At 64.0% G+C, this 22,148-nt stretch carries 17 protein-coding genes; 7 read left to right on the top strand and 10 right to left on the bottom strand.

All coding sequences use genetic code 11. From position 1 onward, the window contains the following. Positions 1-10: 10 nt before the first annotated feature. Complete coding sequence (locus Q7T36_RS16655) at positions 11-151, bottom strand: hypothetical protein (RefSeq protein ID WP_304851333.1); 141 nt, start codon at positions 149-151, stop codon at positions 11-13. 101 nt (positions 152-252) lie between these two features. Here Q7T36_RS16655 and Q7T36_RS16650 point away from each other — a divergent pair, with 101 nt between their 5' ends. Then, positions 253-855, top strand: coding sequence for a YceI family protein (locus tag Q7T36_RS16650; RefSeq protein ID WP_304851330.1), 603 nt, complete (start codon positions 253-255; stop codon positions 853-855). 168 nt (positions 856-1,023) lie between these two features. Continuing rightward, positions 1,024-1,530, top strand: a complete 507-nt coding sequence (locus Q7T36_RS16645; protein WP_304851327.1) for a transposase — start codon at positions 1,024-1,026, stop codon at positions 1,528-1,530. Between the two features lie 265 nt (positions 1,531-1,795). Here the strand turns inward: Q7T36_RS16645 and Q7T36_RS16640 are convergent, their stop codons facing one another. The 3 genes from Q7T36_RS16640 to Q7T36_RS16630 all read right to left on the bottom strand — a co-directional run bounded on the left by Q7T36_RS16640 (position 1,796) and on the right by Q7T36_RS16630 (position 7,961). Continuing rightward, entirely contained in the window at positions 1,796-4,192 is a 2,397-nt protein-coding gene (locus Q7T36_RS16640; RefSeq protein WP_304851324.1) for a hybrid sensor histidine kinase/response regulator, read from the bottom strand. Positions 4,193-4,382: 190 nt separating this feature from the next. After that, positions 4,383-5,000, bottom strand: a complete 618-nt coding sequence (locus Q7T36_RS16635) for a YiiX family permuted papain-like enzyme (RefSeq protein ID WP_304851321.1) — start codon at positions 4,998-5,000, stop codon at positions 4,383-4,385. Between the two features lie 276 nt (positions 5,001-5,276). Continuing rightward, positions 5,277-7,961, bottom strand: coding sequence for a polysaccharide deacetylase family protein (locus Q7T36_RS16630; protein WP_304851318.1), 2,685 nt, complete (start codon positions 7,959-7,961; stop codon positions 5,277-5,279). Positions 7,962-8,223: 262 nt separating this feature from the next. Here Q7T36_RS16630 and Q7T36_RS16625 point away from each other — a divergent pair, with 262 nt between their 5' ends. Continuing rightward, the gene (locus Q7T36_RS16625; protein WP_304851315.1) at positions 8,224-9,429 is read left to right on the top strand and encodes an OmpA family protein; all 1,206 of its coding nucleotides are present in this window, start codon (positions 8,224-8,226) and stop codon (positions 9,427-9,429) included. Between the two features lie 196 nt (positions 9,430-9,625). Continuing rightward, positions 9,626-10,813, top strand: a complete 1,188-nt coding sequence (gene nhaA, locus Q7T36_RS16620; protein WP_304851312.1) for a Na+/H+ antiporter NhaA — start codon at positions 9,626-9,628, stop codon at positions 10,811-10,813. Here nhaA and Q7T36_RS16615 read toward each other — a convergent pair. The 4 genes from Q7T36_RS16615 to Q7T36_RS16600 all read right to left on the bottom strand — a co-directional run bounded on the left by Q7T36_RS16615 (position 10,798) and on the right by Q7T36_RS16600 (position 16,317). Beyond that, complete coding sequence (locus tag Q7T36_RS16615; RefSeq protein ID WP_304851308.1) at positions 10,798-11,508, bottom strand: ABC transporter ATP-binding protein; 711 nt, start codon at positions 11,506-11,508, stop codon at positions 10,798-10,800. The two genes, nhaA and Q7T36_RS16615, sit on opposite strands and share 16 nt — an antisense overlap. Before the next feature lie 10 nt (positions 11,509-11,518). Further along, on the bottom strand, positions 11,519-12,733 hold the full coding sequence (locus tag Q7T36_RS16610) for an ABC transporter permease (protein ID WP_304851305.1): 1,215 nt from the start codon (positions 12,731-12,733) through the stop codon (positions 11,519-11,521). Continuing rightward, a complete protein-coding gene (locus Q7T36_RS16605) occupies positions 12,730-13,920 on the bottom strand; it encodes an efflux RND transporter periplasmic adaptor subunit (RefSeq protein ID WP_304851303.1) in 1,191 nt (396 codons plus the stop codon). Before Q7T36_RS16605 ends, Q7T36_RS16610 begins: the two co-directional genes overlap by 4 nt. Positions 13,921-14,043: 123 nt before the next feature. Next, entirely contained in the window at positions 14,044-16,317 is a 2,274-nt protein-coding gene (locus Q7T36_RS16600) for a heavy metal translocating P-type ATPase (protein WP_304851301.1), read from the bottom strand. Between the two features lie 755 nt (positions 16,318-17,072). Here Q7T36_RS16600 and Q7T36_RS16595 point away from each other — a divergent pair. Then, complete coding sequence (locus Q7T36_RS16595; RefSeq protein ID WP_304851299.1) at positions 17,073-17,450, top strand: SMI1/KNR4 family protein; 378 nt, start codon at positions 17,073-17,075, stop codon at positions 17,448-17,450. Positions 17,451-17,701: 251 nt separating this feature from the next. Here Q7T36_RS16595 and Q7T36_RS16590 read toward each other — a convergent pair whose 3' ends face one another. Further along, on the bottom strand, positions 17,702-18,859 hold the full coding sequence (locus tag Q7T36_RS16590) for an iron-containing alcohol dehydrogenase (protein WP_304851298.1): 1,158 nt from the start codon (positions 18,857-18,859) through the stop codon (positions 17,702-17,704). A 90-nt stretch (positions 18,860-18,949) separates the two neighbouring features. Here Q7T36_RS16590 and Q7T36_RS16585 point away from each other — a divergent pair, with 90 nt between their 5' ends. Further along, positions 18,950-20,203, top strand: a complete 1,254-nt coding sequence (locus tag Q7T36_RS16585) for a diguanylate cyclase (RefSeq protein ID WP_304851296.1) — start codon at positions 18,950-18,952, stop codon at positions 20,201-20,203. Positions 20,204-20,244: 41 nt separating this feature from the next. On the opposite strand, the gene Q7T36_RS16580 is transcribed toward Q7T36_RS16585, so the two are convergent. After that, positions 20,245-21,000, bottom strand: coding sequence for a hypothetical protein (locus tag Q7T36_RS16580; protein WP_304851294.1), 756 nt, complete (start codon positions 20,998-21,000; stop codon positions 20,245-20,247). Positions 21,001-21,355: 355 nt separating this feature from the next. On the opposite strand from Q7T36_RS16580, the gene Q7T36_RS16575 reads away from it, so the two are divergent. Next, positions 21,356-22,141: a class I SAM-dependent methyltransferase gene (locus Q7T36_RS16575; RefSeq protein ID WP_304851292.1), complete on the top strand. Its 786-nt coding sequence runs from the start codon at positions 21,356-21,358 to the stop codon at positions 22,139-22,141. Positions 22,142-22,148 lie beyond the last annotated feature (7 nt).

The raw sequence follows: 22,148 nt of genomic DNA, 5'->3' as shown, positions 1-22,148 counted from the left end.
TCTGAAGTCCCTACAGCACAGGCCAGACATCGTGGTGCAGATGCGCACGTCCCGCACCCCGCACCGTCGCCACCTGACTCTTGAAGTTAGAATAATCCAGCGTTTCTACCATGTTCGCCATCGCCGTCGCCACCTCCCGGCGCGGAGCCACGGCACGGAACCGGTAGTCGGGCTTCAGCGCGTCCCTTCCCCGGTGTACTATCGGACCGGTTCACCCCCATAACAACAACCACCTCCGACAAGGACCACCCCATGAAAAAACACCTGCTCCCCCTCACCCTGCTCGGCCTGTGCGCCACCGCCAACGCCGCCCCGGTCACCTACGACATCGAGCCCACCCACACCTTCCCCAGCTTCGAAGCCGACCATTTCGGCGGCATGTCTGTATGGCGCGGCAAGTTCAACAAGACCAGCGGCAAGCTGGTGATCGACAAGGAAGGCGGCAGCGGCAGCGTCGACATCACCATCGACATCAACAGCATCGACTATGGCCTGGACGCCATGAACGCCAAGGCGCGCAGCCCGGAACTGTTTGATGCCAAGAAATTCCCCAAGGCCTACTACAAGGGCACCTTTGCCGGTTACACCAACGGCGTGCCGTCGCGGGTGGACGGTGAATTGACGCTGCACGGCGTCACCAAACCGCTGACCCTGACCCTGAATTCCGTCAAGTGCATGCCGCACCCCATGCTGAAGCGTGACTTCTGCGGCGCAGACGCCATCGCCACCCTCAACCGCGATGACTTCGGCATCAGCGCGGGCAAGGACTGGGGCTTCAAGATGGACGTGACGTTGCGGATTCAGGTGGAAGCGGTGGCGGCGAAAGAGAAGGCCAAGGAGAAGGCGAAGCCTTGAGGGTGGTTGCCAGGTAGATGCGTTGGGGCGCAACGCTTGCGCCCTCTTCGCAAGAACACGCTGTTGACTACGTAAACCGGCTTCCTGTTCGGTCTAGAGGGCGCATGCGATGCGCCCCAACGGGGTCTGGAGTTACAATGGCGTTATTTGGTTCAGGGAGGAACCAGCATGAATCAACCAAAACGCCTTCGCCGCAACAGCACCCGTTGGCCCGGTCATGATTACCGGCATCGCGGGGCGTATTTCATCACTTTGGTTACTCGTCAGCGTGAAATGCTATTTGGAGATATCAGGGACAACCGGATGATTCTGAATTCCTGGGGAACCATTGCTCACACAGCCTGGCATAGCACCACACCCCTGCGTCCGGACGTGACGTTAGCAGACCTCATTGTCATGCCCAATCACGTGCATGCCATCATCCATTTGATTGAAGCACCGGCCGGGGTTCCGCCATCTTCGATCACGGATATCATCAGAGGCTACAAAGGCACCGTGACAGCCGCAATCCGACGGGTTTCCGGCATCCACGATCTGGACTGCATCTGGCAGCGGAATTATCACGACCGCGTTATCCGCAATGAGGATGAATACAGGCGGATTGCAGAATATATTCGGGAAAATCCGGCACGTTGGCAGCATGATTGCTTCAATAGCCTGACGATCGCCACATAATGGCGTTGGGGCGCAACGCTTGCGCCCTCTCCGCAGAACACGCCGCACATTCCGAAACTGATATCCTGTTTGTCCACCAGGGCGCATGCGATGCGCCCCAACGGGGGTCAGGGACACGGAATAGAAGGGCTTCATTTGGCTGAGCGTTGGGGCGCAACGCTTGCGCCCTCTTCGCAGAACACGCAGTTCATTCCGTAAACCGGCATTCTGTTCGTTCGCGAGGGCGCATGCGATGCGCCCCTACGGGGGCAGGGTAAGGAGGGCGTTATTCGGTTGAACGTTGGGGCGGCTTCCACTTCGCCAGTTTTTCCGCCAACGCCTTCAGCACCAACGGCTTGCTGAGGTGGTCATCCATGCCCGCCGCCAGCGATTCGTCACTCTGCACATGCGCGGTCAGGGCAATCACCGGCAGGCGCGGCCAGCGGTTGGCCTGCTCCAGCGCTCGGATTTGCCGTGTGGCTTCAAACCCGTCCAGTCCCGGCATTTCGCAATCCATCAGCACCAGATCCAGCGCACCGGCGTGCCGGCGCACCAGATCCACCGCCTCACGGCCGTCCGCCGCCACCAGCGGCTGAATGCCCAGACGCCCCAGCATGCCGGAAATCACCATCAGGTTGACCGGGTTGTCCTCGGCCACCAGCACCCGCATGGCCCCCATTTCCGCCCGCGCCCAGCCCTCGCTGCGGGGCGTTGGTGCCTGCGCGCGCGGCAGTGACAGCCTGACCCAGAAATTGGAGCCCTGGCCCGGCACGCTGTCCACCCCGATCTCGCCGTCCATGAGGCCTACCAGTTGCTTGCAGATGGCCAGCCCCAGCCCGGTGCCGCCATAGCGCCGGGTGGTGGAGGACTCGGCCTGGCGGAAGGTCTGGAACAAGGTGGCCACCTGCTCGGGACTCATGCCGATGCCGCAATCCTCCACCTCCAGCGACAACTGCGCGACCGGGTCGCCGGCGGCCGACAACACCCGGGCGCGCAAGTGGATGGTCCCCTGCGGGGTGAACTTGATGGCATTGTTCAGCAGGTTCAGCAGAATCTGGCGCAGGCGGACGGGATCGCCCTGCACCCAGACCGGCACGTCGGGGTCTAGGTCAATCACCAGCTCCACCGACTTCTGGCTGGCGCTGAGGCCGGAAATGGCCACGCATTCCGCCAGTACATTCGGCAGGTGGTAGGGAATGCTTTCCAGCGTCAACTTGCCGGATTCGATCTTGGAGTAATCCAGAATGTCGTTGATGACGGTGAGCAGGATTTCCCCGGAACTCAGCAGCATCTCCATATAATTCCGTTGCGCGGGCGTCAGCGGTGTTTCCTGCATCAGCTGGGCAAAGCCCAGCACCCCGTTCATGGGGGTGCGGATTTCATGGCTCATCTTGGCCAGAAACTCGCCCTTGGCCTGGTTTTGCTGGTCGGCCAACAGCGCTTTCTGCTGGGCCAGCGCATGCCCCTGCTCGGCCACCAGCCGCGCCGTTTCCAGACGGTTGATGCGGCTGGCCAGGGCCATGGACATCAGGATGGCTTCCAGGAAGCTGCCCAGCTGGAACAGGTTCTCGGTGAACGTATTACGGGGCAGCACGCCGATCTTGTTGAACAGCATCAGCGCGCCGCCGAAGATCAGGCAACCCCAGGCCACACTGAAGATGCGCGCCTCGGGGTCGCCCGCCGCCATGCGGCTCAGCCCCACCAGCATGCCCGAGATGGTCAGCAGCAGCAGGAACCCCAAGGCCACAGTGGTGGTGACGATATTGGGCAGCAGCGGCACTGCCAGCAGTTGCACCACTCCCATCGCCACCAGCATGCGCATCCAGCGCGCCCAGCCCGGCGACCGCCGCCGCAATTCCAGAAAGCTGAGGAAGAACAGGCTGTCGGCAATCAGGATCAGCGGCAGTTCCAGGCGGGTGGCATAGGAGGCGAACTGCGTGGTTTCCGGCCACAGGTACAGCTTGGCCAGGCCCTGCAGGTCGAACTGGAACAGGGTTACCACGAAGACCATGAACACGTAGTAGAGGTAGACCCGGTCGCGGACAAAGGCCCAGAGCATGAGGTTGTAGAAAAACATCACCGCCATGCCGCCGAAGAAAATCCCCTGCAACAGGGTGACAACCCGGTTCCGGGCGTCAAGGACGCTGTGTTCAACCACGGTCAGCGGTAATTGCAGGTGATCACTCTTCACCCGCAAATACACCTCCTGATGGCTGCCGGGCGGCAGGGTCAGGGGAAACACCGGGTAGCGGTCGGCAATGACCCGCTGGCTGACCGGCCGCATGTGGCCGTAAACATAGTCAGCCACCCGGCGGCCCTGCTCATCGCGGATATGAACCTGGATGTCATTCAGGAACGGGAAGGGGATTTCCAGCATCCAGTCCCGCACCGGATGATCCTGGTTGCGCACCGTCAGGTGGAACCAGCAGATGTCGTCGGTAAAGAAGGTCGGGGCGGTGTTCCCCACCGGTTTCCACGGCGGGCGGGCGGGGTCGGCCGGCAGTTGGTCCAGCGTGGGTGCGGTTTCCGGCTTGCTGCAGAAATAGCGAATTTGAGGGTAGGGCTCGTAGGTGGACTGGCCTTGCCGCAGGGCAAGCTCGTCGGCCCGGGCCACAGCGCCCAGCCAGAAACCCAGCAGGCAGAGCGCCCACAGCAAGAACCGGGCTGCATGACCGCTGTTCATGGGTCACGCCTTGTACAATTGCGCCAACAGTCTTTCACCATCCTTCCCCGGTCATGAGATCGTCCATTGCCGGGCATGAAAGACCGGCACCCATGACTCAGTATAGAGTTCCCGGAGCGCAGCGTACACAACCGGGCGTCACATGGGTGCGGCAGGGAGGCATACCGCCATCGCAGTCTTTTGAAACTGTCTAACGCTCCGCCACGGTTTTCAGCAACGATGATTCGAAGATGGCGGCCGGGCTGATCACCGGCTCATTCAGGGGTATGCGGGCGCCATAGCGCTCCTTGAGCTTGGCTTTGACAACCGGGCTGTCCAGATTGAAGGACCCCAGTTTTGACAGGGGCGCCAACTCGATATTCACTGACTGGAACATTTTCCAGACCAGTTCGGAACAGTAGATCCGGTGGTCCGACCACTCGAACGTGAGGTCATAAGGCTTGCCTTCGTAGTTCGCGGCCTCCTGTTGCAGGCGGGAAATCGCCGCCGTGGACAGGGGGGACTGAAGCCGCTTGACCACGTAATGCTTGTCCTGACCCCGATTGAGCCAGGCTTCCAGCGGCGTGTATTTGACTGGCTGCACGGCCTCGAAGACATAGGGCTTGCCATGCCGGAGCAGAATGATGCCCATGTGGCTGTAAGGCGAACGGGTGGCCGCCTGGACGGCCTGGCTCTGGCTGGACCGGGAGGTGTGAAAGACGATATCGCCCGCCTGCGGCTCATAGGCCAGCGCCGAAGCGGATATCAGCAGTCCTAGAAGTAGGATGTACGCTATCTTTGAAACGGTTGTGACACGTATAGACTGCATATATGAATATCTCCCATGATTTCCACCTGCCACAGCCCATCAGAATCCCGTCGCTCCAAAAACGAAATCCCCCCGCCCAGCCCCGCCAAGGCGTATAGTGACCTTACACCCACCAAAACCCGAGAACGCCATGAGCAAGGGAATGGAACGCAAAAAGGAAACGAAGAAAAAGCCCCTGAAAACCCCTCAGGAAAAACGCGACGAGAAAAAGGAAAAGCAGGGCAAATAACCCGCCTTTCCCGCGATCACCGCCGCGACGGTGATCCCCCGCCCCGCTTACTCTCCCAACTGCTTCTTCACATACCCCGCCCCGGCCCCCGTCGGCGCCAGCGCCAGATACGTCTTCCACGCCTTCACCGCCTTTTCCTTCTCCCCCGCCCCGTTCCACGCATCACCCAGATTCAGGTACGCCACCGCCCGCGACGGGTCTGCCTTCAGCGCATTCTCGAACCAGCGCGCCGCTTCCGCATACTTCTGCTGCTTGTAGAACACAAAACCCAGGTTGTTTGCCGCCAGCGCAAAATCCGGCCGCAACTTCAGCGCCTCGGTGAACTGCGCTTCCGCCGCCGCATAGTTCTTTTCCCGGTACAGCTGCAGGCCGCGATCGTTGGCGCGCTGCGCCAGTTGCCGCGCCGACAGGTTCACCAGCGGCGTCGCCTTCAGTGTCTGTTCCTTGCCCTGCAGGTCCACCACCTTCACCGGCGCCACAGTCAGCGCCTTGCCTGGGGATGTCGGGGTGACGGCGGGTGCGGCTGCATCGAGCTTGCGGTTCATGGCTATGGCGTCAGTGCCCAGCTGGAGGCTGTCGCCACTGAGGAATTCGCTGGCGGCCGGGGCCTCAAACACGAATTCCCCGCCTTCCGAACCGGGCAGGCTGCCGAAGGCCGGGGTCTGCGCCGACACGCCCGACACCGCCGGGGCGACATAGGCCGCCAGTTCGGTGGCGGTGATGAAGCCGTCGCCGTTCAAGTCACCCTTGCCGTCCAGCCCCTGCAACACCGTCCAGGTGAAGATGGAATGGCCGTTGGGGCCGCCGTCGGCCACCATCTGGTCCGCGCCGCCCGCCGTCAGCATCTGCCGCCCCAGCCGTTTGGCGTTTTCCTGCAGATAACCGCCGCCCGCACCGCGCGCCAGCCCCAAGCCGCTGTAGCAGGCGTCCATCATGAAGAAGACATGCTTGGCGTTGAGGCTTTCGGCAATGTTCTGGATTTCGGTCATGGGGATGGCGTCGGTAGCAGTTTCGGCCGGGTCGGCGTCCACCGGGATGATGTAGCCGACATCACGCCCGGAACTGAGCTTGCGCGTGGCCCCGTGACCGGCAAAAAACACGAACACTCGGTCATTTTTCTGCAGGTTGTCATGCCCCAGCCGGTCATGGAAGGCGGCGAGGATGTTGTTGCGGGTGGCCTCGCCGTTGCTGAGGGAAATGACGTGGTCGGGGGCGAAGCCGTAGCGGCCGGTCAGCGTTTGCCGGATCGACTGCGCGTCGTTGACGGCGTATTGCAGCTTCGGCCACTTGGCATAGTCGTTGATGCCGATGACGATGGCCCAGGAAGCGGCATAGCCGGTGGTGACGGTCTGGCGGGCGGATGGGGTGGCTTCGCCCTGCACGCTGAAATCGTGGCCGTCCCAGCCGGCAAACCGGTAACCCTCGGCCACCAGCCGGTCGAGGATGGCGGGCAGCGCCTTCACCGCCCGCTCGTGGATGTCATGGAACAGGATGATGCCGCGTCCTTCCTTGTCGACACCGCGCAGCACGCGGTCGGCCACGGAATTCGGCACCGGGTCGGCCCAGTCCATGGAGTCGATGTTCCACATGATGGAGCGCAGGTGCGACTGCGCCAGCAGCTGCATGCCCTCGGCATTGCGCGCGCCATAGGGGAAACGGAAGATGGGGCTGCGGTTCTTGTCCACCGCCTGCAGCAGCTTGTCGGTGTTCTCGATTTCCGCCTTCAGCGCATCGCCGGTTGCCTTCGACAGTTGCGCGTGGGTATAGCTGTGGTTGCCGACGGCGTAACCGTCCTTCAGCAACTGGCGGCTGATGGCGGCGTACTTACCGAGCTTGACCTGACCCTTGCCGTCCACCGTGCCGAGGTTGCGCCCCACCTCGAAGAACGCGCCGGGCACGTTGTACTGCTTGAGGATGGCGACGATCTCGTCGGTGTACCGGCCGTGCGGGCCGTCGTCAAAGGTCAGGGCCACGGTCTTCGGCGGCAGCTGGTAGCCGAAGATCTCCTTGTCGGGATCGTTGTCCGCCGCCGGGGCGGTGTCGGCGGGATACGGGGTGATGACGCCGAATTCCTTGAGGATCTGCTCGCGGTTGTAGAGGCTGTCGAGATGCGCGGTGTAGTCCTCCCATTTCTCGCGTTTCAGTACGATGGCGCGGGTTTCGAAGCGGCTGAAGATCTGGCTGATTTCCTGGTCGTACTGGCGTTCGATCTCGGTCAGTGCCTCCAGGTCGTCACCGATGCGACGGTGAAGGCGGATGGCGGGCAGGCTGCCGTCACGCGCCACCTGTTGCTGCAGGCCGGCCAGCACTTCTCGGAAAGCGAGGCGGTCGGCGTCATAGAGGCCGTCGGCGGATTCCACATAGTCCAGCATCTCGCCCAGCGTGGTGAAACGTTCCTTGCCGCCGCTGCCGACCAGTTTCTCCAGCACCTGCGCCAGCTCCGCCTCGCGCGCCAGCTTGTCGTGGAACAGCGCCTGACCGACGGTGACTGCCTGCTTGCGCTCGTCCTCCTTCAGGTCTTTCTCATGGGCCAGCAGCACGATGATATTGCGGTAGTCGGCGAGGATGGCTTCCAGCTTGCCGAGCAGCTGCGCGGCGGCGGACAGGTTGCCCGGCGCCGCAGTGACGGTTGCCGGGGCCTTGGCGCCGTGAAGGCTGAACCAGTAACCGGCACCTCCGGCGGCAAGGAGGGCGGAAAGGGCGGCGCCGAGGGCGAGTTGCTTGCGGGACATGGAGTAGTTTTGGCGGAGAGGGATATCGCCCCAAGTTATAAAGCACCGGCGGCGGCCGGGCAATCCCGGACGGGTCCGGCGTTCGTTTGCATGGCGTTAATCCCACAGCCAACATATCAATAGGCCACTGATTATATTAATATTTTTGTCAAAATCATTACAAAAAACCGATTGCCCGCTCCAGGGTCTGACCTTAGCATGCGCCGCCGTGCCATAACCCCCGCCCCGCCTGAAAGCGGGCGATTCAACCCTGGAGGTCTTCATGTCCCGTATTCACGCCCTTGCCCTGGGAGTCAGCCTGATCGCTGTTGCCGGCTCAGCCGTTGCCGGTGTCATTACCGTCAGCCCCATGGCCGGTTACCATGTCTTTGATGGCGACACCCGGCCCGACCTGACCACCCCCGCCAAGGGCATGCAGGATGATGGCCAGTACTCGCTGGGCCTCGGCTACCGCTTCAACCCGGCCTTCGGCATTGAGGCCTTGGTGGCCCGCGTCAAGACCAATGAAGAAACCCCCTTCGGCAATGTCCGCGCCACTGCCACACCGCAGTCGCTGGATGCACTGTACCGCTTCAACGCCGACAGCACGCTGTCACCGTTCGTACTGGCCGGTGTCGGCCGCAATATCTACAAGGCGGACAACGGTCCCGGCTCCTTCAGCAACGGTTTCGGCGAAGTGGGCGGCGGCCTGCTGTGGAAAGTGGCCGACCGCCTGAGCCTGCGCACCGAGGCCCGCTATCAGCATGAGCCGGGCAAGAGCTGGAACAACTGGATTGCGCAGGCCGGTGTGGAAATCGGTTTCGGCAGTTTTGCCGCCAAGAACGAAGACAGCGCCCCCGTGACCATGGCCGAGCCTGCACCACAGCAGGTGGCAGTTGCACCGGCCGCTCCCGTAGCACCAGTGGTGCTGGATGATGACCGCGACGGCGTCAACAACGACCGGGACACCTGCGCCAACACCCCGGCCGGTGCGGCCGTGGATGCCAAGGGTTGCCCGCTGGATTCCGACCATGACGGCGTGGCTGACTACAAGGACAAATGCCCGGACAGCAAGGCCGGCGCCGTGGTGGACGACAAGGGCTGCTACGTGGTGCTGAAGAACAGCGAAAGCATCAACCTGAATGTGCTGTTTGCCACCGGCAAGTCGGTGATTCTGGGGGATGCGGGCGCTGAACTGGCCAAGGTGGCCGACTTCATGAAAAAGTATCCCGATGCCAATGTCGCCATTGAAGGGCACACCGACAGTCGCGGCCAGGCTGCCAAGAACCAGACCCTGTCGCAGCAACGCGCCGAAGCCGTGCGTGAGGCGCTGGTGAAGCTGGGCGTGGACGGTGCGCGCCTGAAGGCTGTCGGTTACGGCTCCACCCAGCCGGTGGCCGACAACAAGACCGAGGAAGGCCGCGCCAAGAACCGCCGGGTGGTGGCCACCGCCAAGGGCGAGTCTGAAACTATCAAGATGAAGAAGTAAGACCGGTGGCCGTGAATGCCCGCGCAGCGGGACTTCACGGCCTGCCGACACCATTGAATCCGTCCCTTTCGTTGTAGATCTTGCCGGTGGACTCGCTGACTACCTGGCCTTTCACCCAAATCGGTATACTCCGCCTGATCCGGGCAACATTTTTTCCTCCATAGACTGCCCGGCCCATGCATTCCCCGGAGAAACCATGGCGTCCGTCAAACTGCCAACCTGGCAGCTCACCGACCTGCTGCGGCGCTTCATGCGCAGCGAAAGCAAATCCGGCTTTATCCTCATCGGCTGCACCCTGCTGTCGCTGCTGCTGGCCAATTCCGGCGTCGGCCAAGCCTGGGTTCATTTCTGGCATATCCCCGTGCATGGCAATCATACCGTTGAGCACCTGATCAATGACGGCTTGATGACGCTGTTCTTCCTGCTGGTGGGGCTGGAAATCGAGCGCGAAATCTATCAGGGCGAGTTGTCGGACCTGCGGGCCGCGCTGCTGCCGGTGTTCGCGGCGCTGGGCGGCATGGCCTTTCCAGCGCTGATCCACTGGCTGTTCAACGCCGGGGAGGCCACGGTGCGCGGCGCGGGCATTCCCACCGCCACCGACATTGCCTTTGCGTTGGGTGTGCTGATGCTGCTGGGCAAGCGGGTGCCGATAGCCCTGAAAATATTCCTGACGGCGCTGGCCATTATTGATGATCTCGGGGCCATCGTCGTGATCGCGATTTTCTACAGCCATGGGCTGGCCTGGGGCTGGCTGGGGGCGGCCATCGGGATTTTTGCACTGCTGGGCGTCTTCAACCGGCTGGGTGTCAGTCAGCTTTGGCTATACCTGCTGCCGGGCCTTGCCGCGTGGTATTGCATGCTGCACAGCGGCATCCACGCCACGCTGACCGGGGTCATCCTCGCCTTCCTCGTCCCGTTCCGTGACGGTGGCAAGGCCTCGCCGTCCTACATCCTGGAACACCGGCTCACCGGTATCGTTGCGTTCGGGGTGCTGCCGCTGTTTGCGCTGGCCAATACCGGCATCGTCATTCCGGCCGGTTGGTATGAGGGCCTGTTCAGTCATAACAGCCTGGGTATCATGCTGGGGTTGATGGCGGGCAAGCCGCTGGGCATTTTCCTGTTCAGCCTGCTGGCGGTGACGCTGGGCCTCAGCCGCCTGCCGGACGGAATGACCTGGAAACATGTGCTGGGCGCGGGTCTCTTGGGCGGCATCGGCTTTACGATGTCGATGTTCGTCACGCTGCTGGCGTTCAACGATCCGGCGCTGGTGGTGGCGTCGAAGATTGCGATCATGGCGGCGTCGGTATTGAGCGCCCTGGCCGGGCTGCTGTGGCTGCGACTGGTGACCGGCGGCGATCAGCCAGCCCTTCAGCGCGCCGCCTGATCCGGTCGGACGGCGGCCGAATCCCCCACCAGCCGTCCGTCCTTCAGCGTCAGCTGCCGGTCACACGACATGGCCAGACCGTGGTCATGCGTCACGATCAGGAAGGCGGTGCCGTCCTCGCGGTTGATCTGCCGCAACAATTCAAAAATCCGCCCCGTGGTTTCACTGTCCAGGTTGCCGGTGGGTTCATCCGCCAGCACCAGCGCCGGGCCCGCCATCAACGCCCGCACAATCGCCACCCGCTGCTGCTGCCCGCCGGACAGCTGGTTGGGAAAACGGTTTTCCAGCCCGGACAGCCCCGCCCGGTCCAGCAGCGACTGCGCCCGTTCCCGCAAGGCTTTCTCCGGCCGGCCGCGAATCTTCAGCGGCACCATCACGTTCTCCAGCGCGGTGAAGGCATTCAGCAGATGATGGAACTGGAAGATGAAGCCCAGCTGCTCGTTGCGTAGCCGGGTCAGGGCATTGTCGTCCAGCGTCGTCACTTCCTGCCCGTTCAGGCGGATGCTGCCGCTGAGCGCGTGTTCCAGCAGCCCCACCTGATTCAGCAACGTGGACTTGCCGGAACCGGACTGCCCTACCAGCGCCGCGAATTCCCCGGCGGCCAGCGTGAAGCTGATGTGGTGCAGCACCGGCTGCCGGTTCTCGCCCTCGCCGTAGGCGTGGCAGACATCGGTCAGTTGCAGGATGGGGGTCATGGCGGCGCTCCTAGCTGTTGCGGATGGCCTTGACCGGGTCAAGGGCGGCGGCGCGCGAGGCGGGCAAGGCGGCGGCGAGCAGGCCGGTGAACACCGCCACGGCAATGGCGGACAGGAACAGTTCGGGCGTCAGCGCAATGGGGAACAGCGGGTCACCCTGCGTGTTGCGCACCAGCCCGGCAAACAGCCGCGCCAGCCCCGCCCCGGCGACGCTGCCCGCCAGCGCCCCCAGCAGCCCCAGCACGCCGCCCTGGATCAGGAACACCCGCAACACCGCCCGCCGCGGCATGCCCATGGCGCGCAGGATGCCGATGTCGCGCTGCTTCTGCACCACCGCCACCGCCAGCACGCTGGCAATGCCGAAGGCCACTGACACCAGCACGAAGAAACGGATGACGCTGCTGGATGCGCTTTGCGAGCGCAGGCCGGTCATCAGCTGCTGGTTGCTGGTCATCCAGCTTTCGGCGGTGATGTCGTGCTGCTGTTGCAGGCGGGCGGCCACGGTGTCGGCGGCAAACAGCTCGCGCACGGTCAGGTCGATGCCGGTGATTTCGCCGGTCAGGTTGAGCAGGTTCTGCGCCGAGCGCAGCGACAGGAACACCCAGCGCCGGTCCGGGTCCTTCACCCCCAGTTCGAAGATGCCGCGCACGGTGACGTTGAGGCTGCGGCCGCCCGCGCTTTGCAGCGTCAGCCGGTCACCGGTGCCGATGCCCAGTTCATCGGCCAGGCGGCGGCCGATCACTGCCTCCTCGCTGCCCAGCCGCAGTTCGCCGGACACCAGCTGGGTGTGCAGCGGAATGATGCGGGTATAGGCCTCCGGGTCGATGCCGATCACCGCCACCGACTTGTCGGCGACCCCGCGCAGGGCAAACGCCGCTCCGGACACCAGCGGTGACACGGCGGTGATCTCCGGCTCGGCGGCCAGTTGCCGCAGCAGCAAGGCGCTGTTGAGGATGGGCGCAACCCGCTGCGGGCGCGGCTGCACCGTCTGGAATTCAAAGGGGCCGGGCAGGTGCGCGGGAATGACGACACGGTCAGGCGCGGTCAGCGTGATGTGCGCCTGCGAGCCCAGCGTACGGGCGATGATATTGGCCTGCAGGCCGTTGATCAGCGCCGTCAGGAAAACCACCACCGCCACGCCCAGCCCGATGCCGGCGGCGATCAGTGCGGTTTGCGCCCGGCCTTCGCGCAGCAGGCGCAGGGCCAGCTGCCATTCGAAATTCATGGTGTCTTTCCCGACGCGCGCAACGACTTGCCTGCCGTAAGACCGACGGGGTTGCTGACGATAACGTCTTGCGGCGTCAGGCCCGACAGCACCTCCACCCGTCCGTCCGCCTTGCGGCCGGTGCGCACCGGCCGGAACACCGCCTTGCCGTCCTGCACCAGCCACACCCCGCTCTGACCGGCCAGTGGCTGCACTGCGGTCGCCGACACGGTCGGCACCGCTGCCTCGTCCTGCCCGGCCACCTGCACCGACAGTGTCAGGCCTTCACGCAGGAAGTCGGGCCACTGCTTCGCGCCCAGCCGCAGGCGCACGGTGCCGCGTACGCTGTCGATGCCGGGAGAAATGCGGGTGATCTGCGCCGGGAACGGCCGGTCGGGCCAGGCATCAGCCACCAGCGTCGCGGCCTGGCCGACCGCCAGTTGCGGCAGCCAGCGTTCGTCGAGGTCGGCCACCACCTCGCGGCCCTGGGCGGCGGAAATTTCCAGCAGGCTGTCCCCGGCGCGCACGCGCTCGCCCGGCTCCACCAGCCGTTGCTGCACCACCCCGGCCACCGGGCTGGTGACACGGGCGCGGCTCTGCCGCAATTGCGCGGTGCGGGCCTGCTCGCGCGCCTGCGCCAACGCCGCCGCGCGGCTGCGGGTGTCGATGCCGCCTTCCTGCACCGCCGCCAGCGTCAGTTCGGCCTGCTTCAGGTCGTTGTCGCGCAGGGCCAGAGTTTCACGGGCGGCGGCCAGCGCATCCGCCGAGACATCCTGAGTCGCCTTGAGTTCATTCAGGTAGTCAAACTGGCGCTGGGCCTGCTGCCGCAGCACCTTCGCCTGATCGCGCCGCAACAGCGCCTGCGGCCGTTCCTGCTGCGACAAACGTTGCAGGTTGAGTTCGGCCACGTGCACGGCGGCGTCGGCCTGCGCGTGCTGGATTTCACCGTCGGGGTCCTGCAATTCCGCCAGCACCTCACCCGCCTGCACCGCCCGGCCTTCCACCGCCAGACTGCGCAGCAGGCCGTCGGTTTCGGCGCGAACCGGCAGCGTCGCCTCGGTCTGCACGCGGCCGGTGGCGACAATGCTCTGCCGGAACGGCTGCGGGCTGAGGCGCTCGGTCGGCACCGTGGCGGGCAGTTGCCGCCAGAACAGAACGCCGCCGATGGTCAGGATGAGCAGCAGGATGGCAACAGCGGTTTTTTTCATGGTCGGGTCATCGTTAACCGTCAAGGCATCAGGGGGAATGAGGAACGGGGCAGGAACACCGCCGCTCAAGTATCTCGGATTCAGTCTATCGGCAAGCACACCGCCCCGGAAGGGGACAAACGGTCAGCCCTCCCCGGCCAGCCCGGCGTACAGCTCGTTTTCCTGGTCGAAGTGCAACCGCAGGATCGCCTCCAGCGCGAACAGCTGCCGCACCAGCCGCTGGCGGCTGCGTTCGTCGGGCGCGGTGTCGGCGGACAGGGCATCGACATCGCGGCGGATCAACTCGCACAGGTGCAGGATTTCACGGTGGGTGCGGCTGAACAGCGCCAGCGGGTCCTGCCCCGGCATGCGCTGCGCCAGCGCCGGGTGCAGGTGGCGTTCATCGCCCTGCTCGTGCGGCACCAGTTCCTCGGCCAGCACCCGCGTCAGGTCGGTCAGCCCGGTCAGATTGGGCGCGCGGCCCGGCGTCAGGCTTTCCGCCTGCGTGCGCAGGCGGTCGAGCAGGGGTTGCAGGTCGCGGTGCGCCGCCGCCAGCCGCGCCTGTTCGGCCACCGACAGCGCCGGAACCGGACGTGAAATTGGCCTCAGGGCGCGCAGCGCATTGAGGATGACGGCGACGTCGATCAGCTCCTGCAACACCGCCCCGGCCAGCGGCGTCAGGTATCCCGCCGCCGCCACGACCATGGCGACGCCGGACATCGCCATGCCCGCCAACACGCTCTGCCGGGCAATGGCGCGGGTGCGGCGGGCCAGCGCCAGCCCTTCCGCCAGCCGGTCGAGGCGGTCCACCATCAGCACCACGTCCGCCGCCTCGGAACTGGCCCCGGCCCCGCGCGCGCCCATGGCGATACCGACATCGGCCAGCGCCAGCGCCGGAGCGTCGTTGATACCGTCGCCGGTCATCAGCGTCACCCCGCCCTCGCGTTCGCGGCGCACCGCCTCCACCTTGCCTTCCGGCGTCAGCCCGGCATACACCGCATCCAGTCCCAGCACCGCGCCAATGCTGTCGGCAATGTCCTGGCGGTCGCCGGTGGCCATCGACAAGCGCTCGATACCGGCGGCGCGCAGGGCGCGGATGGCGCGCGGCGTGTCGGGGCGGATTTCATCCTGCATGCGCAGCACCCCGGCCACCCGGCCATCCACCGCCACGAACACCGCCATGCCGCCTTCATTCAGCGCCCGCTCCAGCGCTGCCTGCGCCCAGTCCGGCGCATCGGCCACCGACCTCACCCAGTCCGGTTGACCCGCCGCCACTTGATGCCCGTCCACCGTCCCGGACAGGCCGTGACCGGGCGCATCCGCCAGCCCGGTCGGCGTCGACAGCGCCAGCCCGCGCGCCCGCGCCACCTGCACCAGCGCCGCCGACACCGGATGCAGCGACACCTGTTCCAGCGAAGCGCACAGCGTCAGCACCTCCTCCGCCGTCCAGCCGCTGTCGGTTTCAATATCCACCAGCCGCGCCAGCCCGGTGGTGAGGGTGCCGGTCTTGTCCAGCAGCAGGCGCTTGCCGTCGGCCAGCGCCTCCAGCGCCGCGCCGTTCTTGATCAGGATGCCGCGCCGCGCCGCGGCCGAGATGCCGGAGACAATCGCTACCGGCGCGGCCAGGATCAGCGGGCACGGCGTCGCCACCACCAGCACCGCCAGCGCCCGCAGCGGGTCGCCGGACAGCAGCCAGGCCAGCCCCGCCACGACCAGGGTCAGCGGCACCAGCCAGAAGGCGTAACGGTCGGCCATGCGCGTGAAGGGGGCCTTGCCGGTCTGCGCTTCCTGCACCAGCCGCACGATGGCGGCGTAGGTGCTGTCGGCGGCGGGCCGCAGCGCGGTCAGTTCGAAAGCCTGCCCCACGTTCAGCGTGCCGCTGGCCACCGCCTCGCCGTCGGGATGGCTGACCGGCAGCGATTCGCCGGTCAGGGAAGATTCGTCCAGGGAGATGGGACCGCCCGCCGCCACCAGCCCGTCCACCGGCAGCACCGCGCCGGTTTTCACCAGCAGCCGGTCACCGGCCTTGACCTCGGCCACCGGCACGGTCTGCCATGCCCCCGCCGTCTGCCGTTCCACCGTGGCGGGGGTGCGCGCCAGCAGCGCGGTCAGTTCGCGGCGGGCGCGGTTGGCGGCATAGCTTTCCAGCGCTTGGCCGCTGGCGAACATCAGCGCGATGACGGCGGCGGTGAGCATCTGCCCCAGCAACAGCGAACCGGCCATCGCCAGTCCCGCCACCAGATCGACGCCCCACTCGCCGCGGCGCAACTTGCGCACGCTTTCCAGCAGCAGCCACAGCAGTACTGGCGCGGTGGCCAACAGCCACAGCCAGTCGGCCGCCTCCCCGGCTCCGCTCAGGGCCGCGATGCCGCCGGTGGCGGTGAGCAGCAGGATCAGGGGGAGCAGCAGTTTGTGCATCAGGACTCCGGCGGCAGGGATATCAGGGCGGGGGATAGGGGTTCGGGTTCTTTGAGGCACTGTACTGAACGTTACCACGGCTTGCAACGCGGCGGGCCGGGGATGGCTGTCGTTTCGGGGTGGTGGGTGTTGCGCAATGGCTTGTAACAAGTGGGGTTGGGGTGAAGTCAGGGATCAAGTTGCCGGGGTTTTCTTTCCGTGGTAGGTTGATTTTCAATTAAATCAGCACTTTAGTGATGCCAGGGTTGGCAGTACACACACTCCGGAAAAAGTAAGCCGCGCGATTGCGGGTTGAATTCAAAGTTGGCCTCTTATGTTGCCTCCCATAGATAACTTCCTTGCAGCAGAGATGATCCGAGATGGAGGATCTTTGGCGGCAAGCTTTCACTGCGCAGATGGGGCTCAATACTGGCTTTATCTGGAACTGATTCGTCAGCCGGGTAGCAATGAAAGGCTGGGCTATTCGCCACCCCAGATTGTCGATCGGCTTCAAGGTACTTCCACTTCAATTTCGTGGCAGCACGCTCTAGCTCTAGTTCACCAACTCCAATCGTTGGCCCGGCAACCAAATGATCCTTGGCTGGTCGCAATTGAAGAGTCCATTAATAGCCAAGGCGGCTTGCCTTCTTCGGTTTCGCGTTTCATAGGGCAGTGAAGTAAAGTCGGCCTGACCAGGTCTCGGCGACGCGGGACAGGTCGACTACTACAATCAAGGGCGTCTGCACACGCCTGAACTCTACGTTATGACTAAAGCTATGGATCAAATTGAAAGCATTCTGGCCCAAAACGAGAAGTATCGGCTTGATGAACCGATTCCCTCCGAAAGGGAGATCACGCTGGTAGAGGCTGCTCTGCAAACCGAGCTCAAGGGTTGGTATCGTGAGTTTGTCAGGTTGGGCGGTTTAAACGATCTAAGGTTCAGTGCAGAAATCCTTTCTCCACATGAACTGTTAGAAAATCAAAGTTACGTTAACAGCCGGGCCTATGTCGCCTTCGCTAGTAATGGTTGCGGTGACCTATATTGCTGGTCAGTGGGAGAATCGACAGCAATCTTTATGTGGGACCACGAGACCAACCAGTTCTCTGAGGATGCTCCGGATTTTGTCAACTGGCTTGAGCGAAATCGGTTCTAGTCATCACTTTGGCTACATTGGGGCACAGACCATGAGTGCCAGAGAATTGTGTGGTGCCAGTGAAGTAGACGGTGTAATAACGTTCTCCCCAACTATCAAGCGAAGGGGTGCTGCTTGTGAAGGTAGAGGAAACGAGTTTAAGGTGGCCATCAGCCGTTCAAGTGGCGCGGAGTCGGTTGGCATTGCGCTCATATCAGCACTGGATAAGTGTGTTCCTGTGTTGGCGCATAACAATTCTATAAGGAACCCCGTCACCCCCCGCACGCCGCCCGGATAATTCTCTCCACCTGCCCCTCGCTCAGCGGCGCCACACCGCCAAATCGACCAAAACCCTGCGTCTGCGCCGCCGCCAGCACCCGATCAGCGGCATCCGCATCGGTGATCCCGGCCTCGTGCAGGTGTACCGGCATGTTGACGCGGCGATACAAGGCCTCAATCGCCGCAATCGTCGCTTCAGCCGAGGCATTCTCCAGCCCGAACACATTCCGCCCCATCTGCTCCAGCTTGGCACGCTTGCCACCGATGCTTTCCCGCAGCAACCATGGCTGCAAAATCGACAGCGTGCGCCCGTGGTCGATCCCATAAAGCGCCGTCAGCTGCACGGCAATCCGGTGTGTGGCCCAGTCATGCGGCACCCCCACGCCGATGATGCCGCACAGCGCCTGATTCGCCGCCCACATCAGGTTCTGCCCCCAATCCGGCTCGCGGCGGCGGTCAAAGGTGTCCGCCAGCGTCTTCAGCGCCCGCAGCACCGCCTCGGCGTAGCCGTCCTGCACCAGCGCCCCCAGCGGTACGGTCAGGTACTGCTCACAGACATGCACGAAGGCGTCCACCAGCCCGTTGGCCAGCTGGCGGTCGGGCAGGCTGACCATGACGCCGGGGTTGAGGATGGCGAAACGCGGCCGCGCCGGTTGGGCATAGAACACCCGCTTCTCGCGGGTGGCGGCACGGGTGACCACGGCAGCGGCATTGGACTCGGAGCCGGTGGCGGGCAGCGTCAGTACCACGCCCACCGGCAGGGCTTCCGTCACCGCATAACGACCGCAGACAATGTCCCAGCCGTCGCCCTCGTAAAGCGCCGCCGCCGCCACGAATTTCGCCCCATCGCTGACCGAACCGCCGCCCACCCCCAGAATGAAATCCAGTTTTTCCGCCCGCACCACCGCCACCGCCCGGTTCAGCGTTTCCAGCGTCGGATTGGCTTCCACCCCGCCGAATTCGACCACCGCATGCGCCGCCAGCGCCTGCGTGACCTGGGCATAAACCCCGTTAGCCTTGATGGAACCGCCGCCATACAGCAGCAGCACCCGCGCCTCCACCGGAATCAGCGTGGCCAGCAGTGCAAAGCTGTCCGGACCGAAGTGGATCTGCGTGGGGTTGTGGTAGCTGAAGTTGAAGAGATGAGGCATGGCAGGCGTTCCGAGTAGGGCTGGCGGCAGTATAGCGGCGCTTGCTATGCTTGCCGGACAATAATCACAACGAACAGACCCTGACTTCCCATGAGCACATCGGCCATCCGCGCCAACCGGGCCTCAGACCAGCAATTTATCCGGCAGACACTGGCTGAACGGCCGTTGTTTTGCATCTTTCCTCCCGCCATCAAGGCCGGGTTCCTGAACAAACGGGTGGAAGCCAGCCTGTACTACATCCGCTCCGGGCAATGGCTGCTGCTGCTGATGTTCGCGGTGATTGCCGCCGTGGCCTGGACCTGGTTCCGGGAGCTGTTTGCCGCCGACAACTTCCTGCTGCTGAAGCTCGTGGAAATCCCGCTGGGCGTCTCCATCCTCTTCATTATTTACGGCCACCGCATCCCCGGCGTGCGTGAGCACTTCCACCGGGTGATGTTCCCGGTCGCGACCTTCCAGATCACGCTCATCCATCTGCACATCTTCCTCGCCAGTGACTCCGACTATTACCTCTACGCCATCTTCAACCAGATGATCAGCATGTTGCTGGTGGCGCTGGGCCTGCGTTTCACCACCAAGGTGCTGGCGCTGATCTACGCCCTCAGCGGGCTGGGTGGGCTGGCGCTGGGGGCGCTGATGCACCTGCCGATTGACCTGCTGGCCTTCGGCTACTATTACGTGTTGTATGGCATTGTGGTCATTGCACTGGCAGGCATTGCCGAACGGCAGGAACGCTTCGGCTTCCTTCAGGAACTGATGGTCAGCCACCAGTCGAAGGAACTGGCGGACCTGAACCGGCAGCTGGACCGCATTGCCCACCATGACGCACTGACCGGCATACCCAACCGCCGCAGCTTCGACATCGCCTCCGAACGGGAATGGGAAATTGCGCTGCGTGAGCAACGGGCGCTGTCCTTGCTGCTGCTGGATGTGGATTTCTTCAAGCGCTACAACGACACCTATGGCCACGAGAGCGGCGACCAGTGCCTGAAGACCGTGGCGCACGCCATCCGTGACACCATGCTGCGGCCTGCCGACCTGGCGGCTCGCTATGGCGGTGAGGAATTCGTGGTGCTGATGCCGGATACCGATGAGGCCGGGGCGGCAGAAGTGGCGGAGCGCATCCTGCAGGCGGTGGATGCCTGCGGCATTCCGCATGCCTCGTCTTCGGCGGCTCCGCACGTCACGGTCAGCATTGGCATCACCACGCTGTTGCCGGTGCCGGGACAGCCCCTGAAGGATGCCATACGGCAGGCTGACGAGGCGCTGTACCAGGCCAAGGAAAACGGCCGCCGCCAGTTCCGGGTCTTTCGCCAGGCACCGCGCGAAGAAGCCCTGCAAGACTGATGCAGCGCCGCCGGGAGAACCCGGCAGCGCATATCACCGGTCTATTGCGCCAGCGACAGCCGGAATGGCTTCGGCCCTGAAGTCGCAGCCGTACCCGCCCCGGACGCCGCCTGACGCAGCGTCATGCGCTCCAGCGCCACCGCCATAGCAAAGGGCGCGGTGCGCTGGGCATAATTGGAGGCCCACAACGGCATGACACCACCCGGATGCGTGAAGCCCTCCGCCTTCAGCAACACCCCGTCGGCCTGCGGCTGCAGCGTGATCATCAATTCCTCGTCCTTCATCCGCACCAGCGGCGGTTTGGCGGGCAGGTAGTCGGACACCGCCTTCATGCGGATGCTGGCAAACGGGTGCTTCTGTGTGACCGGTTCAATCTGGACATGCAACACCACATCGCGGTCCGGCAGGTTCACCGGCTCGTTCTGCACCATGTACAGGTAGAATTCCGTGGCGGAGACCGCCTTCAGCAACCGCACCTCCATGGCTTGCCAGTACCATGCCGGGTATTGGTCGAAGTTGGAAAATACGCTTTCCAGTGCCGGCATGGTGGTGTTGAGGGTCGCCTCCAGCCGGAACGAACGCCAGGGCTTGTCGTCCTCCATCTTGGCCCAGGTGCGGATGCCGCGCCGGGCATCGGTCTTGACCGGCCGCCAGTCACCGTCCGGCGCGGACGACAGGGCCTGAAAGGCTTCGGGCTTCACCTCCGGCTTGGTCTTCACTTCCACCGCCAGCGCGGCAGCCCCGTGAAACGCCGTGATCAGGGTCAGCAACCCCAAGGAACTCCTGAAAATACGCATGTCATTCACCTCATCGTTTAACCCATCCACCCCCGGACTCTGCCATGGCAATCCGTCAGAAATATGTCAGCGGCCGGCGGGGTGGAGGTCCGGGCTGATGCTCAGGAATTTTTTGTGGTTATGGGTGCAGCGGAGAGAGTGGGACAGCGGCGGCCAAATCAGCCGCCTTCCTGAACTTAGGCCGGTTCGATCAGGAATTCAATTACAATTGGTATGATTGTCAGACAATGAATGAGATTTAATTCCTGAAAATTGACGGACGTCATGTTATGTCGGATGAACGGCGCTTCGCTTCACGCAATGCCGCCGCCGTGTATGATGGATACCCGCACAAATTCCCGCCCCGGAGAACGCCATGACCGAACCCGCCATCCGCTTTGACGACGGCGCCGCCTACGAAAGCTTCATGGGGGTATGGAGTCGCCTGGCCGGTGACGCCTTCCTCGACTGGCTGTCGCCCGGACGCGGCGAGCGCTGGCTGGATGTCGGCTGCGGCAACGGCGCGTTCAGCACCCTGCTGGCCGACCGGCTGCAACCGTCCGCCCTGCACGGCATCGACCCTTCCGAGGCGCAAATCCGCTTTGCCCGCGAACGCACCCTGGCCTGCCCAGCCGAATTCCGCATGGGCGACGCCATGGCGCTGCCCTATGCCGAGGCGCAGTTTGACCAGAGCGTGATGGCGCTGGTGATTTTCTTTGTGCCGGAACCAGCGGTGGGTGTGGCGGAAATGGTGCGTGTCACCCGGCCGGGCGGCACGGTCTCCGCCTATGCCTGGGACTTGCCCGGCGGCGGCTTCCCTTACGCCATGCTGCAGGACGCCTTGCGCGCCCAAGGCCGCTCGCCGGTGATGCCGCCACAGGCCGCCGTGGCGGCACTGGACGCCCTGCAGGCGGTGTGGACCGGCGCGGGTCTGCAGGACGTAGCAACGACGGTAATCACCGTGCAACGCATCTTCCGCGACTTTGAGGACTTCTGGCAAATCGCGCTGCTGGGGCCGTCGCTGGCCCCGGCGCTGGCGAAGATGGCTCCGGCCGACGTGGCGGCGATGCGCGAATTCGTTCGCACCCATCTGTCCGAAGAGCGCGACGGGCGCATCGTCTGCACCGCCCGCGCCCATGCCATAAAAGGCAGGGTCGCCTGAATCATGC

It is taken from the genome of Fluviicoccus sp., from assembly GCF_030646115.1.
Lineage (GTDB): Bacteria > Pseudomonadota > Gammaproteobacteria > Pseudomonadales > Moraxellaceae > Fluviicoccus.
This window is presented reverse-complemented; position numbering and strand designations above follow the sequence as displayed.